This is a genomic window from Lacisediminihabitans changchengi (genome assembly GCF_016634425.1).
Classification (GTDB): Bacteria; Actinomycetota; Actinomycetes; order Actinomycetales; family Microbacteriaceae; genus Lacisediminihabitans; species Lacisediminihabitans changchengi.
Window position 1 is genome coordinate 482,886 of sequence record NZ_JAEPES010000003.1, and the last position, 15,241, is coordinate 498,126.

Here is a 15,241-nt window from a genome sequence, read left to right on the forward strand (position 1 = left end):
TACTCCAAAAATTCAAATCTGGGGGTGAACGTCAAGTCTACGGCCTCGCGCAAGTTCGCCGGTCATCCGCCCCGGATGATGACTCAGGAGAGCAGGTCGACGACCTCCTGGGCCGCGCGACTCACCTCGCTATTGATCACCTTGTAGTCGAATTCATCCTGCGCGGCCAGCTCGATCTTGGCCGTCTCGAGCCGACGCGCCTGCTCCACGGAGTCTTCGGTGCCCCGGCCGATCAGCCGGCGGACGAGTTCTTCCCAGGTCGGGGGCAGCAGAAATACCAGAACGGCCTCCGGCATCGCGCGGCGCACCGAGCGTGCGCCCTGCAGATCGATCTCGAGCAGCACGCTCTTGCCCTCGGCCAGCGCGGCGTCGATCGGCGGACGCGGAGTGCCGTAGCGGAAGCTGTTGTGCACCGTCGCGGTCTCGAGCATCTGGCCGGATTCGATCAGCTGGTCGAACTCGTCATCACTGACGAAGAAGTAGTGCACCCCATCGACCTCACCGGGCCGGGCCGTGCGGGTGGTGGCCGACACCGAGAGGTGAACATCGGGGTAGTTGTCGCGGATGTAAGTGGAGACCGTTCCCTTGCCCACGGCAGTGGGCCCGGCCAGCACGACCAACCGTGCCGGCTCCGGCGTCGATCCACGGTGCTCGCGGGCGACCAGCCACTCGAGCAGGCGACGACGCTGACGGATGCCCAGCCCCCCGACCCGCTTCGACTCGGCGATTTCGAGCTGCTCCATCACCCGCGCCACTCGTGTGGGTCCGAGGCCCGGCATGCTCGTCAGCAGTTCCCGCACCCGAAGGGTCGCCTCGGGGGCCGTGTGCTCGCCGGTCCAGGCGGCCTCGGCTACCTCGAGGGCGCTGCGCTTGCGATCGTGAATGTCCTGCTTGACTGCCGCTCGCGCACGGCGAGCGGCCACCGCGGCCTGGGCTGCGGCGACACGGTCGACGTCGGGGGGAGCTACGCGCGGCATGCCCGCACCTCCGCAGCCTGGGCCGCCACGGCCTCCGCGACGCCATCGGGACCGGCATGCAGGATGCTGCGGGATGCGGCAACGACGGTCGACCCGACCGCGGCACCATAGATCCGGCCGAGATCGGAGAAGCTCGCACCCTGGTGCCCGAAGCCCGGCGCGAGAACGGGTGTGGCCGCAACACCCGAGAGACTGTCGAGATCGATGGCGTAGTCGGCGAAATCCACGGTCGCACCGAGCACCAGACCGACAGACCCCATCACGCGCTCAGCGCCCTGTGCTCGATTCCACTCCACCACGTCACTGACGATACTGGACGCAACGGTCTGTCCGCCTCCCAGCCGTGCCGTCTGGAGTGAGCGAGCCTCGGGGTTCGACGTCGCCGCCAGCACGAATAGGCCCTTGCCGGTGGCTTCGGCGAGCTCCATCGGAGCCTGGATCGAGCCGACGCCCATGTAGGCACTGATGGTCATCGCATCGGCCTCCAGCGGGCTTCCTGGCGTGAGCCAGGCCTGACCGTAGGCTTCGACGCTGGTTCCCAGGTCGCCGCGCTTGGCGTCGGCGATCACGAGAAGGCCGGAATGACGGGCCGCGGCGATCACGTCTTCGAGGGCGGAGAACCCTGCAGCGCCGTGACGCTCGAAGAAGGCAACCTGCGGCTTGATGATCCCGGCGTCGCCGTCGACCGTGGCGGCCACGACGGAGAGTCCGAACTCACGGAGCCCCGCTGCGGTATCGGGAAGCCCCCACTGCTCGAGCAGATACGGGTGCGGATCGATGCCGACGCAGAGCTGACCGAGACGATCAAAGACCTTGGTCAGCCGTTCACCGAACCCGCGGATTGGTGCCGCGGAATGTGGCGACGCGGAATCAGCCAACGAGCACCGCCAGTCGCTCGGCACGCTCGAGCGCGTAGTCCTGGAGCGACTTCACGTCGAAACTGTTCGCGGTCGCCTCGATCGACGCCACGGCGGCGCCGAGCTGAGCGATGGTGGTGAACAGCGGCAGGTCCGCAGCGACCGCCGCGGCGCGGATCTCATAGCCGTCCGCGCGGGCGGCTCGTCCGCTCGGCGTGTTGATCACGATGTCGACCTCGCCGCGGTTGATCAGGTCGACGATCGAGGGCTCCCCCGCCAGCGTCGCCTCGCCCTGGTCGTACTTGCGCACGACGGTGGCGGTGATGCCGTTGCGGCTGAGTACCTCCGCGGTGCCGATGGTGCCGAGGATCTCGAAGCCGAGCTGCTGCAGGCGCAGTACCGGAAGGATGATCGCGCGCTTGTCGCGATCGGCGACCGACACGAACACCGATCCGCTGGTCGGCAGCCCGCCGTACGCGGCTTCCTGGCTCTTGGCGAAGGCGGTCGGGAAGTTCGCATCGATTCCCATCACCTCTCCGGTTGACCGCATCTCCGGCCCGAGCACTGAGTCGACGATCAGCCCGTCCTTGGTGCGGAAGCGCTTGAACGGCAGCACCGCTTCCTTCACGGCGACCGGCGAGTCCATCGGCACGATCGAGCCGTCGGCTTCGGGCAGCATCCCGCTCTCGACGAGGGAACGGATGCTCTCCCCCACCATGATCAGCGAGGCGGCCTTCGCGATCGGCAGCCCGAGTGCCTTCGCCACGAACGGGACCGTGCGGGAGGCCCGGGGGTTCGCTTCGAGCACATAGAGCACCCCGGCGCCGATCGCGAACTGCACGTTGATCAGACCGCGCACGCCGACGCCCTCGGCGATGGCGCGGGTGGCCTCGACGACCCGGGCGATCTGCTCGCGGCCGAGGGTCACCGGCGGAAGGGTGCAACTCGAGTCACCGGAGTGGATTCCGGCCTCCTCGATGTGCTCCATCACGCCGCCGACGTAGAGCTCGGTGCCGTCGTAGAGCGCGTCGATGTCGATCTCGATGGCGTCATCCAGGAAGCGGTCGACCAGCAACGGGTGCTCTGCACCGACGATTCCCTGGTCGGCGACCCGCACGAAGTAGTCGTCGAGCGACGGGCTGTCGTAGACGATCTCCATGCCGCGGCCACCGAGCACGTACGACGGACGAACGAGCACCGGGTAGCCGATCTCCTCCGCGACCGCGACGGCACCCTCGTAGTCGAAAGCCGTGCCGTTGCGCGGTGCGACCAGCCCCGCGGCATCCAGAATCCCCTGGAACAGCCCGCGCTCTTCGGCCAGGTCGATCGCCTCGGGCGTGGTGCCGAGGATGGTGACGCCGGCGGCCTTGAGACCCTTGGCGAGACCGAGGGCGGTCTGACCGCCGAGTTGCACGACGACGCCCACGAGCTCGCCGCTCTGGCTCTCCGCGTGGATGACCTCGAGCACGTCTTCGAGAGTGAGCGGCTCGAAGTACAGGCGGTCACTGGTGTCGTAGTCGGTAGAGACCGTCTCGGGATTGCAGTTGATCATGATCGTCTCGTAGCCCGCCTCGGAGAGCGCAAAGCTCGCCTGCACGCAGGAGTAGTCGAACTCGACTCCCTGGCCGATGCGGTTCGGGCCGGAGCCGAGGATGACGACCTTGCGGCGGTCGCTCGGCCGCACCTCGGACTCGAGGTCGTAGCTCGAGTAGTGGTACGGGGTCAGCGCCGGGAACTCGCCGGCGCAGGTGTCGACGGTCTTGAACACCGGACGCACACCGTGCGAATGACGGATGCTGCGCACCTCCGCCTCGTCGATCCCCCGGAGTTCCGCGATCTGTACGTCGCTGAAGCCGTGGTCTTTCGCCAGCCGCAGGATGCGCTCGTCGAGCTCGTGGAAGGATCCGATCTCCTCGGCGACCTCGTTGATCAGCACGATCTGGTCGATGAACCACGGATCGATCTTGGTCGACTCGAAGACCTCCTCGATCGTCGCGCCGGCCCGCAGCGCCTGCTGCACGGTGACGATGCGGCCGTCGGTGGGCACGGAGGCCTTGGCCAGCAGCGCGGCCTTGTCGCCGGGCACGCCGTTCCAGTGGAAGCTGGAGCCGCGCTTCTCGAGCGAGCGCAGCGCCTTCTGCAAAGCGGTCGAGTAGTTGCGGCCGATCGCCATGGCCTCGCCGACCGACTTCATGGTGGTGGTCAGCGTGGCATCCGCCGCCGGGAACTTCTCGAAGGCAAAGCGCGGCACCTTCACGACGACGTAGTCGAGGGTCGGCTCGAAGCTTGCCGGGGTCACCTTGGTGATGTCGTTCGGGATCTCGTCGAGGCGGTAACCGATGGCGAGTTTGGCGGCGATCTTCGCGATCGGGAAGCCGGTGGCCTTCGATGCCAGCGCCGACGAGCGGGACACGCGCGGGTTCATCTCGATGACGATGACGCGGCCGTTCGACGGGTCGATGGCGAACTGGATGTTGCAGCCGCCGGTGTCGACGCCGACCGCGCGGATGATGTCGATGCCGATGTCGCGCAGGTTCTGGTACTCGCGGTCGGTGAGGGTGAGCGCCGGGGCGACTGTGATCGAGTCGCCGGTGTGCACGCCGACCGGGTCGACGTTCTCGATCGAGCAGACGACGACCGTGTTATCAGCGGTGTCGCGCATCAGCTCGAGCTCGTACTCCTTCCAGCCGAGGATCGACTCCTCGAGCAGAACCTCCGTCGTCGGGCTCTGGTGAAGACCGTCGGTGACGATCCGGATGAGCTCCTCCGGCGTATAGGCGAAGCCCGAGCCGAGGCCACCCATGGTGAACGACGGGCGCACGACCAGCGGATACCCGAGGTCTGCGGCGAAGCCGACCGCCTCTTCGACGGTGTGGGCGATGTGGGAGCGGGCGACATCCGCGCCGGCGTCCAGCACCAGCTGCTTGAAGATCTGGCGGTCCTCGCCCTTGTTGATCGCCTCGAAGTTGGCGCCGATCAGCTCGACGTCGTACTTCTCCAGGATGCCGTGGTGGTGCAGCTGGATGGCCGCGTTCAGAGCGGTCTGGCCGCCGAGAGTCGGCAGGATGGCATCCGGCTTCTCCTTGGCGATGATGGTCTCGATGACCTCCCAGGTGATCGGCTCGACGTAGGTGGCGTCGGCGAAGTCGGGGTCGGTCATGATCGTCGCCGGGTTCGAGTTGATCAGGATGACCCGGATGCCTTCTTCACGCAGGGCGCGGCAGGCCTGGGTTCCCGAGTAGTCGAACTCCGCGGCCTGACCGATCACGATCGGGCCGGAGCCGATGACGAGGACGGAGTGGATGTCGTCGCGCTTGGGCATTACTTCGCTTCGCTTTCAGGGGTCGTGAAGGCCTTCGCGACGACGATGAGGTCGCGGAACCGGTCGAATAGGTAGTTGGCGTCGTGGGGGCCGGCGGCGGCCTCCGGGTGGTACTGCACGGAGAAGGCGGGGATGTCGAGGGCGTTGAGGCCCTCCACTACGTCGTCGTTGAGGTTGACGTGGCTCACCTCGACCCGGCCGAAGCCTGCGGGCGAGTCGAACGGTCCGTCGAGCGGGGCCTGCACGGCGAAACCGTGGTTGTGCGAGGTGATCTCGACCTTGCCCGTGGTCTTGTCGACCACCGGCTGGTTTATTCCGCGGTGGCCGAAAGGCAGCTTGTAGGTGTCGAGCCCGAGCGCACGGCCGAGCAGCTGGTTGCCGAAGCAGATGCCGAAGAACGGGAGCCCGGCGCGCAGCCCGGCCCGCAACAGTTCGACGTGCTGGTCGGAGGCGGCCGGGTCGCCCGGACCGTTGGAGAAGAACAGCGCGTTCGGCTTGAGCTCGAGCAGCTCGGCCGCGGTGACCGACTGGGGTAGCACGACGACCTCGAGGCCGCGGGCCGCGAGGTAGCGGAGGGTGGATTCCTTCACGCCGAGGTCGAGCACCGCGACGGTGCCGATCTTCTCACCGTCTGCCTCGACCACGCGACGCTCGGTCACCGAGACCTGGCCGGAGAGGTTCTGGCCGGTCATCTCGGCGCCGGCCCGCACGATGGCGAGCTGTTCTTCGGCGCTGAGCTCGGCATCCGCTCCCGAGAATATGCCGGAGCGCATCACGCCGGCGTCCCGCAGTCGCAGGGTGACCGCGCGGGTGTCGATGCCGCTGATGCCGACGACTCCCTCCGTCACCAGCTGGTCGTCGAGACTGCCGGTTGCCCGGTAATTGGAGACCACTCGGGAGGGGTCGCGCACGACGAAGCCCTCGACCCAGATGCGCCGGGATTCCGGGTCTTCGTCGTTCACGCCGGTGTTGCCGATGTGCGGAGCCGTCATGATGACGATCTGCCCCGCATACGACGGGTCGGTGATGGTCTCCTGGTAGCCGGTCATGCCGGTGGTGAAGACCGCCTCGCCGAGGCTGCGGCCTCGCGCTCCGTAGGCGTGGCCGGTGTAACGGGTGCCGTCCTCGAGGACGAAGAATGCCGGGTCGAAACGACTCATGATGCCTTTCCGGGCGTGGCCTCAGCGGGAATGAGTCCCGTGATGGCGTCGATCAGGGGGGTGAGGTCCGCGGGGTCGGTCACGCGGAAGAAGGAGTCGACGTCGGTCGAGGTAGTGCCGTGCAGGGTCCAGGCGATGACCACCAGTCCCCCGCTCTCGACCACGCGGTCGATGGTGAAGGTGGCCCGCTCCACCGCGCGAAGGGCAGCCGAGGGGATGAATGCCTCCGGCGTTCCGGCGATGCCGAGGATCACGCCGGTCGTGGTGACCGTGATGGTCGCCCGACCGCGGAAGCCGAGCCCGCGGACGGCCACGCGATTGAGCGGTTCGTTGGCGAGGGTCGTGGCGGCATAGAAGCTCTCGGTGCTGAAGAGGGTGGCTCCCGGATTCGCCGGGACGGCATCCGGAACCCCGAGACTCGCGTGCCGACGCTGGCGTGCCCGCCAGCTGAGCACCATGCCGACGAGGGCGAGCAGGATGACGATGACGACGATCGTGGTCGAGGTGGTTCTATCCACGCAGGCTCACCGCCTGCGGGTTCGTGCGAGCGAACCCCGCGATGGTCTCAGCGTCGACCAGTTCACCGTCGCGCACCGTGACGTAGCCGCGATGCACGGTGGTGAGCACGCGCCCCGGCAGCGGCATCGACAGGTAGGGCGAGTTGATGCCCTTGCCGTGCAGGTCGCTCAGGCCGAAGACGCGGCTCGCGTTCGTGTCGTAGAGCGTGAACTCGGCGGGGGCTCCGACCGCGATGCCGAACTCGTAGCCGGGAACCAGACCGATCTCGGCCGGCACTCGGGAGAGCACCCGGGCGACATCTTCCCAACCGAGCATGCCGGTGTCGACGACGGATGCCTGCACCACACTCAGCGCGGACTCGAGGCCGACCATGCCGAAGGCGGCAGCTCCCCACTCGCAGTCTTTCGCCTCGACCGGATGCGGAGCGTGGTCGGTGGCGACGATGTCGATGGTTCCGTCGGCGAGGCCCTCGCGCAGCGCGAGCACATCCTCCTCCGAGCGGAGCGGCGGGTTGACCTTGTACCGGGAGTCGTAGCTCGACACCGGCTGCTCGGTGAGCAGCAGGTGGTGCGGGGTGACCTCGGCGGTCACGTCGATCCCGCGAGCCTTGGCCCAGCGCACGACGTCGACCGAGCCGGCGGTGGAGACGTGGCAGATGTGCAGGCGGGCGCCGACGTGTTGGGCGAGCAGCACATCGCGGGCGATGATCGATTCCTCGGCGACTGCGGGCCACCCGGCCAGCCCGAGTTCGCCCGACAGTGTGCCCTCGTTCATCTGGGCACCCTCGGTGAGCCTGGGCTCTTGCGCGTGCTGGGCGACGACGCCGCCGAAGGTGCTGACGTACTCGAGCGCACGGCGCATCAGCAGGGCGTCTGAGACACACTTGCCGTCGTCGGAGAACACCCGCACTCGGGCGCGGCTGCCGGCCATGGCGCCGATCTCGCTGAGCTGCTGCCCCTCGAGCCCCACGGTGACCGCACCGATCGGGCGCACCGTGACGTAGCCGGCGTCCTCGCCGAGGCGCTGCACCTGCTCGACGACCCCGGCCGTATCGGAGACGGGTGACGTGTTCGCCATGGCGTGCACCGTGGTGAAGCCGCCGATGGCCGCTGCCCGCGAACCTGTGAGTACCGTCTCGCTCTGCTCGAAGCCGGGCTCGCGCAGATGCGTGTGGAGGTCGACCAGGCCCGGAAGCGCCAGGAGGCCGTCGGCGTGGATGATCTCGGCCGCCGCATCCGAGAGGTTGCTGCCCAGCTCGGCGATTCGGCCGTCACGCACCAGGATGTCGCTGCCGCTGCCGTCGGCAAGCGTTGCGCCCTTGACGAGGATGGTGGTCATCGGTTGCTCCCTGCGTGACTGACGGATGTGGATTCGGCGAGCCCCCGCTGCCCGGACAGCGCGAGGTACAGCACTGCCATCCGCACCGAGACGCCGTTGGCGACCTGTTCGAGCACCGTCGAGCGCGGCGAATCCGCCGCTCCGGACGAGATCTCGAGGCCACGGTTCATCGGGCCAGGGTGCATGACGATGCTATCCGCGGCGAGCCGGGCGAGCCGCTCGTCGCCGAGACCCCACTGCCGCGAGTACTCGCGAGCGTTGGGGAAGAAGGCGGCGTGCATCCGCTCGCTCTGGATGCGCAGCATCATCACCACGTCGGGGATGGCATCGAGCGCCTCATCGAGGTCGTAGGTCACCGCGACCGGCCAGTCTCGCACTCCTACCGGAAGCAGCGTTGCTGGGGCGACCAGGGTGACCTCGGCGCCGAGGGTCGAGAGCAGCCAGACGTTCGAGCGAGCCACACGGGAGTGAAGGATGTCCCCGACGATGGTCACCGACACCCCGTCGAGCGCCCGACCGCGCGAGCCTCGACCGTGCAGCCGGCGCCGGATGGTGAAGGCGTCGAGCAGCGCCTGGGTGGGGTGCTCGTGGGTGCCGTCGCCGGCGTTGATGATCGCCGCATCGATCCAGGCTGACTGGGCGAGAACCAGGGGCGCTCCAGATGCGCCGTGCCGGATGACCACGGCATCCGCACCGATAGCAGCGAGGGTCTGCGCGGTGTCTTTGAGGCTCTCGCCCTTGGAGACGCTCGACCCCTTCGCCGAGAAGTTGATCACGTCCGCGCTCAGCCGCTTGGCCGCGGCCTCGAACGAGATGCGGGTGCGCGTGGAGTCCTCGAAGAAGAGATTGACGACGGTCTTGCCGCGCAGGGTCGGGAGTTTGCGCACCTCACGGTCGGCGACATCCGCCATGTCTTCGGCGACGTCGAGAATGGCGATGGCCTCGTCGCGGCCGAGGTCGCGGGTGCTGAGCAGGTGTCTCACGATGCTGCTCCTTCCGCGCGCTCATCGATACGCGGTCCATCGATGCTGGGTCCGTCGATGCTGGGTCCATCGATACTGACGAACTCGTCGCCGTCGATCTCGGTCAGATGCACGTTGATGCGCTCGGAGCGCGATGAGGGCAGATTCTTGCCGACGAAGTCCGGGCGGATAGGCAACTCCCGATGACCGCGATCGACCAGGGTGGCCAGGCGCACGAAGCGCGGGCGGCCGATCGCCTGCAGCGCGTCGAGAGCAGCACGAATGGTGCGGCCCGAGTAGAGCACGTCATCGACGAGTACGACGACCGCGCCGTCGATGCCATCGGCCGGCATCTGGGTCGGTGCGGGGCTGCGAGTCGGATTGCGGTCAAGATCGTCGCGGTACATCGTCACGTCGAGCGTGCCGAGCGCCACCTGCTGATCGGACACCGATCGGATGATCTCGGCAATTCGCTCCGCCAGCACGATGCCGCGCGTCGGAATGCCGAGGATCACGAGCCTGTCGCCGTCGCGGACCGATTCGAGGATCTCGTGGGAGATGCGGGTCAACGCGCGGGTGATATCAGCTTGCTGAAGCACGATTCGTGCGGGCAATCTGACCTCCTTCCCCGCCTCACAGGACGGAAGTTAAAGGATGTCTGGATGACTCAACCCTACCCGATCCGTGAGCGGCCTCCTGCCCACTCGCCGCCCCACACTCCGCCACCTACTCCGCCCACTCTCTTCCGAAATGAAGGCAAAACTAGGCGCCCGCCGGAGTGTCGACGCCGACACACCGACCGTCGCGGAACGTTTCCTTCATTTCGGAAGGGGAGATCAGCGATCGCGAGAGTAGGAGTGCGGTCGCGCGGAAGGGCTCAGGCGCGGGTTTGGGCGATGCGGCCGAGGAGGCCGTTCACGAAGCTGCCCGAATCGTCGGTGCTGAGCGACTTGGCCGCCTCCACCGCCTCGTCGATGGCCACGCCATCCGGCACCTCGTCGTTGAACAGGATCTCCCAGATACCGATGCGGATGATCGCACGGTCGGTGACGGGCATCCGATTGATGGTCCAGCCCTGCGCATAGGTCTCGATCAGCTCGTCGATCTCGTCGCCGTGCTCGGCGATCCCCTCGACGATCTGGCGCGCATAGATCCAGGAGTTCCAGCGGTTCGGATCTGCCTTGGCCCGTTCGGCCTCCATCTCGATCGCCTGATTGAGGGAGATCTCGCGGAGGTCTGCGCCGTACAGCAGGTCGATGGCGCGCTTACGCGCCTTCGTCCGTGCGCTCATTAGTTGACGCGGCCGAGGTAGCTGCCGTCGCGGGTGTCGACCTTGACCTTGGTACCGGTCTCGAGGAACAGCGGAACCTGGATCTGGTATCCGGTCTCGACGGTCGCGGGCTTGGTGCCACCCGTGGAGCGGTCGCCCTGCAGGCCGGGCTCCGTGTAGGTGATCTCCAGCGTGACGGATGCCGGCAGCTCGACGTAGAGCGGAGCCTCGTTGTGCAGCGCGATCGTCACGTTCTGGTTCTCGAGCATGAAGTTGGCAGCGTCACCGACCTGCGCGGCGGTCAGGGTGATCTGGTCGTAGTTTCCCACGTCCATGAAGACGTAGTTCTCGCCGTCCGCGTAGAGGTACTGGAACTCGGAGCGGTCGACCGTCTCGGTCTCGATCTTCGCGCCGGCGTTGAACGTGCGGTCGACAACCTTGCCACTCATGACGTTCTTGACCTTGGTGCGAACGAACGCCCCACCCTTGCCGGGCTTGACGTGCTGGAAGTCGATCACGGTCCAGAGCTGGCCGTCCATGTTGAGAACGACGCCGTTCCTGATGTCAGCGGTAGAGGCCATGACTGTGAATCCGTATCTATGAGGAATGGTGAAGTTGGGGAAGGAAGCGATCCCGCAAGGGGAAACCAGCTATGAAGTCTACCCGGTATCCGAGCCCGCGTTATCCGAGCTTGAGGTCGATCGCGCGGATGGCCAGCCGGTAGGAGTCGAACCCGAAGCCCGCGATGATCCCGGTCGCGACGCCGGAGATCACGCTGGTGTGCCGGAAGGCCTCCCGCGAGTGCGGGTTCGAGATGTGCACCTCGATGAGGATCAGGCCCGCTTTCGAGACCAGAGCCGCGGCATCCCGCAGCCCGTACGAGTAGTGCGTGAAGGCTGCGGGATTCAGGATGACCGGGCAGCCTCGATCTACCGCCTCGTGCAGCCAGGAGATCAGTTCGGCCTCGTCGTCGGTCTGACGCAGGTCGAGGTCGTATCCAGGAGGGGCAGCCTCGCTCAGTTCGGCCCGCAGATCTTCGAGGGTTCCGCTGCCGTACACCTCGGGCTCACGAGAACCGAGGCGGCCGAGGTTGGGGCCGTTGAGGACGAGGATGCTGGGCATGCTGCGAGCATATCGGCGCTGCTCAGCCCTAGCTCACTACCGGTACGTGCTGAAGCCGCCGTCGGCCTTCAGCAGCTGCCCGCTGATCCAGCCCCCGCGCTCGGAGAGCAGAAACGACACGAGGGCCGCGATGTCCGCCGGGGTACCGAGACGGCCGGCCGGGGTCTGCTCGATCCCCCATTCGCGGATCTGCTGGGTCATCCACCCGGTGTCGATCGGGCCGGGGTTCAGCAGATTGGCGCTGATGCCGAGCGGCCCGAACTCCGCCGCGGCGGCTCGCACCAATCGATCGAGGGCGCCCTTGCTCGCCCCGTAGGCGATCTCGCCATCGATCGCGTCGCTCGTGAGAGCGACGATGCGCCCGGAGGTGCCGATGAATCGCCGGGCGAGTTCTCGCATCAGCAGCCAGCTCGCGCGCGTGTTCACCGCGAAGTGCCGGTCGAAGCCCTCGATCGTCTCCGTGAGCAGCGTGGCGTTGACGCTGTGGGCGTGGCTGAGAACCAGCGCGCTGACCGGTCCGAGCGTCTCGGCGACATCGAAGACGGCGGTGGCGACCTCCGGCTCGGCGAGGTCGGCGTTGATGGCGAGGGTCTGCGCGCCGAGGGCGCGCAGACTCTCCTCGATTCCCTTGACATCGCCAGCGCCGCCGTTCAGGGTGGCGTCGTATTCAGCGTTGTAGACGAAGGCGATGTCCCAGCCGTCCCGGGCCAGCTGCTCGGCGATTCCGGCGGCGATGCCGATGCTTCTGCCCAGTCCGGTGAGCAGCACAATCGGACGTGAGGATTCCATGCGCTCAGGCTAGCGCCCGACCCGCCGGTCGAGCAGCGAGGCCCCGATTTCGATACGCGTACGCCGTAGACGGCGTGCGCTACTCAATCAGCGGCAGCGCTACAGGCCGATCTCCTGGTAGGCCGCGAACAGCAGGCTCTCATCCGGACCGGTGAGCACGGTCGGCTTGGCGATGTCGTCGAGCACGATGAAGCGCAGCATGCTGCCGCGCGCCTTCTTGTCCCGCTTCATCACCGAGAGCAGGGTCTGCCAGCGCCCGGCCGGGTAGCCGATCGGCAGTTGCAGAGACGTGAGGATGCTGCGGTGCCGATCCACGACCGCATCCGACAGCCGTCCGGTGAGCCGGCCCAGCTCCGCCGCGTACACCATACCGATGGCGACGGCAGCGCCGTGCCGCCACTGGAACCGCTCCGCGTACTCGATCGCGTGCCCGAGCGTGTGACCGTAATTCAGGATCTCGCGTAGCCCGTGCTCGGTAAAGTCCTCGCCGACGACGCGGGCCTTCAGCGCGATGGAGAGCTCCACCATGCGACGGAACTCCTCGCTCTGCGGGTTCGTCGCGACATCCACATCCCGCTCGATGATGTCGAGGATCTCGGGTTCGGCGATGAACCCGGCCTTGACCACCTCGCCGAAGCCGGCCAGAATCTCCATCTGGCTCAGCCCGTCGAGCGTGTCGAGATCGACCAGCACGGCGGACGGAGCGTAGAACGCCCCGACCAGGTTCTTGCCCTCGTTGGTATTGATGCCGGTCTTGCCGCCGATCGAGGCATCGACCATGCCGAGCAGGGTGGTGGGGACCTGAATGAGGCGCACACCGCGCAGCCAGGTGGCCGCCACGAAGCCGGCCAGGTCGGTCACCGCACCGCCGCCGAAACCGATGACGAGGTCGGAGCGAGTGAAGTCCGACTGCCCGAGGATCTGCCAACAGAACGCCGCGACCTCGACCCGCTTGCCGGTCTCGGCATCCGGAACCTCGGCCAGGAGAACCTCATATCGGTCGCTGAGCGACGAACGCAGCTTCTCGGCACGGGCCCCGAGCGTGGGCGGGTGCACGATCAGCACCTTGCGGACGTCCGGTCCGATCAACTCGGGCAGTTGGCCGAGGATGCCGCGTCCGACGAGAACGTCGTACGAGTCGGTGCCGGGAACGGTGATGATGCTGGTGCTCATGGTGCTTCCTCTGTGAGTACCGGGGCCTCGACCCAGGCCGCGATCTCCGCCGCGATGTGCTCGATGGGGCGATGGCTGGTGTCCCAGGTGCGCGTCGCCAGACGTTCGTAGGTTTCGCGTCGCGCCTCGACCAGCGCCGACCACGATGCGATGCCGTCGGCGACCAGCGGCCGCTTCGACCCGGCGATGCGGGCCTCGACGGCCTCGGGACTCACCGTGATCAGCGCGACGCGCAGTCGTGCAAGCTCGCGTTGGGTGTCCCGGTCGAGCACCGCTCCCCCGCCGAGCGACACCACTGCGCGCTCGGTGAGCGCCTGCGCGACGACCTCGCGTTCGAAACGACGGAAGGCGACCTCGCCCTGCTCGCCAAAGATCTGCGCGATCGGACCATGCTGGGCGACGATACGGCGGTCGGTGTCGATGAAGTCTGTGCGCAGGATGCGCGCGACGCGCTTGCCCAACCGGGTCTTGCCCGCACCGGGCGGGCCGATCAGCACGACGTGTGGCGCCGGGCTCACGAGCCCGCGCTGCTGTTCTGGCCGGCGCTGCTGTCGGACGCGGATGCCGTGCGCAGGTTCTCCGGGATCGCCGCCAGATATCCGTCGAGGTTGCGCTTGGTCTCCACGATGGAATCTCCGCCGAACTTCTCCAGCACGGCGTTCGCGAGCACCAGGGCCACCATCGCCTCGGCCACGACGCCCGCGGCGGGGACCGCGCAGACGTCGGAGCGTTGGTGATGTGCCTCTGCGGCCCCACCCGCGGCGACGTCAACGGTGCGCAGCGCGTGCGGCACCGTGGAGATCGGCTTCATCGCCGCACTTACCCTCAGCACGGTTCCCGTGCTCATCCCACCCTCGGTACCGCCGGCCCGATCGGTGGAGCGCACGATGCCGTCGTCCGTCTGGAACAGCTCGTCGTGTGCACGCGATCCGCGGCGGGCCGCGGTGGCGAAGCCGTCGCCGACCTCGACACCCTTGATCGCCTGGATCCCCATCAGTGCGGCAGCGAGCTGCGAGTCGAGTCGGCGGTCCCAATGGGTGTACGACCCAAGGCCGGGGGGCACGTTGTAGGCGAGCACCTCGACCACTCCGCCGAGGGTGTCGCCGTCGTCGTGGGCGCGGTCGACCTCCTCGACCATGAGTGCCGAGGTCGTGGCGTCGAAACAGCGCAGGGGGTCGAGGTCGAGGGCAGCGACATCCGCCGGTCCCGGCAGCGTGCTGCCTTCTGGCACGCGCACAGGGCCGATGGAGAGGGTGTGGGAGACCAGCTGAATGCCCAGCTCGGCCAGAAACGACCGGGCGACGGCGCCGAGGGCGACACGCGCGGCGGTCTCGCGCGCGCTTGCCCGCTCCAGCACGTTCCGCGACTCGTCGAAACCGTACTTCTGCATGCCGACCAGGTCGGCGTGGCCGGGGCGCGGGCGGGTCAGCGCTGCTCCTCGCCCCGCGGGGAGGGTCTCGGGGTCGACGGGCACCGCGCTCATGACGGCGGTCCAGCGCGGCCACTCGGTGTTGCCGATGCGCAGCGCGACCGGGCTGCCCATCGTGAGACCGAAACGGATCCCGCCGCTGATGCTCAGCGCATCCTGCTCGAACTTCTGCCGGGCGCCGCGACCGTAGCCCAGCGTGCGGCGGTGAAGGTCGGCTTGGATCGCCTCGGGAGACACCGGCACTCCGGCGGGCATGCCCTCCAGGATCGCGACCAACTCCGGGCCGTGCGACTCACCCGCGGTCAACCAACGCAGCATGCCAG

15 protein-coding genes are annotated in these 15,241 nt (G+C 67.6%); all 15 read right to left on the reverse strand.

Features of this window, described 5'->3' with window-relative positions:
* Positions 1-83: 83 nt before the first annotated feature.
* The 15 genes from gmk to aroC all read right to left on the reverse strand — a co-directional run bounded on the left by gmk (position 84) and on the right by aroC (position 15,236).
* On the reverse strand, positions 84-977 hold the full coding sequence (gmk, locus tag IV501_RS10600; protein WP_200555086.1) for a guanylate kinase: 894 nt from the start codon (positions 975-977) through the stop codon (positions 84-86).
* Positions 965-1,855 (reverse strand): orotidine-5'-phosphate decarboxylase, encoded by an 891-nt coding sequence (gene pyrF, locus IV501_RS10605; protein WP_234698110.1) that lies wholly within the window; start codon positions 1,853-1,855, stop codon positions 965-967. The genes gmk and pyrF overlap by 13 nt, the downstream gene beginning before the upstream one ends.
* Positions 1,848-5,156: a carbamoyl-phosphate synthase large subunit gene (gene carB, locus IV501_RS10610; RefSeq protein ID WP_200555085.1), complete on the reverse strand. Its 3,309-nt coding sequence runs from the start codon at positions 5,154-5,156 to the stop codon at positions 1,848-1,850. Before carB ends, pyrF begins: the two co-directional genes overlap by 8 nt.
* A complete protein-coding gene (carA, locus tag IV501_RS10615) occupies positions 5,156-6,316 on the reverse strand; it encodes a glutamine-hydrolyzing carbamoyl-phosphate synthase small subunit (RefSeq protein ID WP_200555084.1) in 1,161 nt (386 codons plus the stop codon). The genes carB and carA overlap by 1 nt, the downstream gene beginning before the upstream one ends.
* Complete coding sequence (locus IV501_RS10620; RefSeq protein WP_200555083.1) at positions 6,313-6,834, reverse strand: PH-like domain-containing protein; 522 nt, start codon at positions 6,832-6,834, stop codon at positions 6,313-6,315. The genes carA and IV501_RS10620 overlap by 4 nt, the downstream gene beginning before the upstream one ends.
* Positions 6,827-8,173, reverse strand: coding sequence for a dihydroorotase (locus IV501_RS10625; RefSeq protein WP_200555082.1), 1,347 nt, complete (start codon positions 8,171-8,173; stop codon positions 6,827-6,829). The genes IV501_RS10620 and IV501_RS10625 overlap by 8 nt, the downstream gene beginning before the upstream one ends.
* Entirely contained in the window at positions 8,170-9,156 is a 987-nt protein-coding gene (locus IV501_RS10630; RefSeq protein ID WP_200555081.1) for an aspartate carbamoyltransferase catalytic subunit, read from the reverse strand. Before IV501_RS10630 ends, IV501_RS10625 begins: the two co-directional genes overlap by 4 nt.
* Positions 9,153-9,749 (reverse strand): bifunctional pyr operon transcriptional regulator/uracil phosphoribosyltransferase PyrR, encoded by a 597-nt coding sequence (gene pyrR, locus IV501_RS10635; RefSeq protein WP_200555080.1) that lies wholly within the window; start codon positions 9,747-9,749, stop codon positions 9,153-9,155. Before pyrR ends, IV501_RS10630 begins: the two co-directional genes overlap by 4 nt.
* A gap of 263 nt (positions 9,750-10,012) precedes the next feature.
* Complete coding sequence (nusB, locus tag IV501_RS10640; RefSeq protein WP_200555079.1) at positions 10,013-10,426, reverse strand: transcription antitermination factor NusB; 414 nt, start codon at positions 10,424-10,426, stop codon at positions 10,013-10,015.
* Positions 10,426-10,986 carry an elongation factor P gene (gene efp, locus IV501_RS10645; RefSeq protein ID WP_200555078.1) on the reverse strand — a complete coding sequence of 187 codons (561 nt, stop codon included), beginning with the start codon at positions 10,984-10,986 and terminating at the stop codon, positions 10,426-10,428. Before efp ends, nusB begins: the two co-directional genes overlap by 1 nt.
* A gap of 100 nt (positions 10,987-11,086) precedes the next feature.
* Positions 11,087-11,527 (reverse strand): type II 3-dehydroquinate dehydratase, encoded by a 441-nt coding sequence (locus IV501_RS10650; RefSeq protein ID WP_200555077.1) that lies wholly within the window; start codon positions 11,525-11,527, stop codon positions 11,087-11,089.
* Between the two features lie 36 nt (positions 11,528-11,563).
* Complete coding sequence (locus IV501_RS10655; RefSeq protein ID WP_200555076.1) at positions 11,564-12,316, reverse strand: SDR family oxidoreductase; 753 nt, start codon at positions 12,314-12,316, stop codon at positions 11,564-11,566.
* 99 nt (positions 12,317-12,415) lie between these two features.
* Positions 12,416-13,489 (reverse strand): 3-dehydroquinate synthase, encoded by a 1,074-nt coding sequence (gene aroB / locus IV501_RS10660; RefSeq protein WP_200555075.1) that lies wholly within the window; start codon positions 13,487-13,489, stop codon positions 12,416-12,418.
* Positions 13,486-14,007, reverse strand: a complete 522-nt coding sequence (locus tag IV501_RS10665) for a shikimate kinase (RefSeq protein ID WP_307812169.1) — start codon at positions 14,005-14,007, stop codon at positions 13,486-13,488. The genes aroB and IV501_RS10665 overlap by 4 nt, the downstream gene beginning before the upstream one ends.
* Positions 14,004-15,236 carry a chorismate synthase gene (gene aroC / locus IV501_RS10670; protein ID WP_200555074.1) on the reverse strand — a complete coding sequence of 411 codons (1,233 nt, stop codon included), beginning with the start codon at positions 15,234-15,236 and terminating at the stop codon, positions 14,004-14,006. The genes IV501_RS10665 and aroC overlap by 4 nt, the downstream gene beginning before the upstream one ends.
* Positions 15,237-15,241 lie beyond the last annotated feature (5 nt).

Coding starts and splice junctions, on each gene's coding strand:
- gmk (WP_200555086.1), bottom strand. CDS start 977: ATGCCGCGCGTAGCTCCCCCCGACGTCGACCGTGTCGCCGCAGCCCAG.
- carB (WP_200555085.1), bottom strand. CDS start 5,156: ATGCCCAAGCGCGACGACATCCACTCCGTCCTCGTCATCGGCTCCGGC.
- carA (WP_200555084.1), bottom strand. CDS start 6,316: ATGAGTCGTTTCGACCCGGCATTCTTCGTCCTCGAGGACGGCACCCGT.
- IV501_RS10625 (WP_200555082.1), bottom strand. CDS start 8,173: ATGACCACCATCCTCGTCAAGGGCGCAACGCTTGCCGACGGCAGCGGC.
- nusB (WP_200555079.1), bottom strand. CDS start 10,426: ATGAGCGCACGGACGAAGGCGCGTAAGCGCGCCATCGACCTGCTGTAC.
- efp (WP_200555078.1), bottom strand. CDS start 10,986: ATGGCCTCTACCGCTGACATCAGGAACGGCGTCGTTCTCAACATGGAC.
- IV501_RS10650 (WP_200555077.1), bottom strand. CDS start 11,527: ATGCCCAGCATCCTCGTCCTCAACGGCCCCAACCTCGGCCGCCTCGGT.
- IV501_RS10655 (WP_200555076.1), bottom strand. CDS start 12,316: ATGGAATCCTCACGTCCGATTGTGCTGCTCACCGGACTGGGCAGAAGC.
- aroB (WP_200555075.1), bottom strand. CDS start 13,489: ATGAGCACCAGCATCATCACCGTTCCCGGCACCGACTCGTACGACGTT.
- aroC (WP_200555074.1), bottom strand. CDS start 15,236: ATGCTGCGTTGGTTGACCGCGGGTGAGTCGCACGGCCCGGAGTTGGTC.